General features: G+C 32.6%; 1 protein-coding gene. It reads left to right on the top strand.

Features of this window, described 5'->3' with window-relative positions:
- A partial coding sequence (locus F1B92_RS09005; protein ID WP_229771008.1) for a hypothetical protein occupies nucleotides 1-485 on the top strand: 485 nt, incomplete at both ends.

Below are 485 nucleotides of genomic sequence, written 5' to 3'. Positions count from 1 at the left end.
CAACGTAGCAAGTGGGTTAGGTGTTGAATTATCTAGTAATGAAATCGAGAAAGAAATATCCAAACTTGCTAACAATGTAAAATCAAAAGCAAAAGATGTAAATACAAAAGCTGAACAGGTTTCAATAAAACTTGAAGCTGTAAGCACTTTAGCTGATGTAATTGCAGCAAAACAAGAAGCGATCGATGCAGAAAAATTAACAATTGCTACTTTATCTAAAGGAGAAGAAAAAGCTAAATTACAAGAAGCATTAAAAGCGAAAGAAGAGGCACTAAAAAAAGAAAAGGAAAAATTAGCAAATGCTCAAAATGAGTTGAAAGAGGCTAAAGTAGTCCTATCAAAAGCCAAAGATGATTTAAAAACCGCCAATAGTACTTACAGTAAAAAATTAGAATCGGCAAATATTAAAGTTGCAGACCTAATAAAGCCAAATAGTAAAGCCAATTTAACCAATGTCGCTACTGTTGGCGATTTAAAAGCTGTAG

It is taken from the genome of Campylobacter portucalensis, assembly GCF_009690845.1.
GTDB lineage: Bacteria > Campylobacterota > Campylobacteria > Campylobacterales > Campylobacteraceae > Campylobacter_B > Campylobacter_B portucalensis.
Note: the sequence above shows the minus strand (reverse complement) of the source record. Positions and strands in the feature narration are given on the sequence as shown.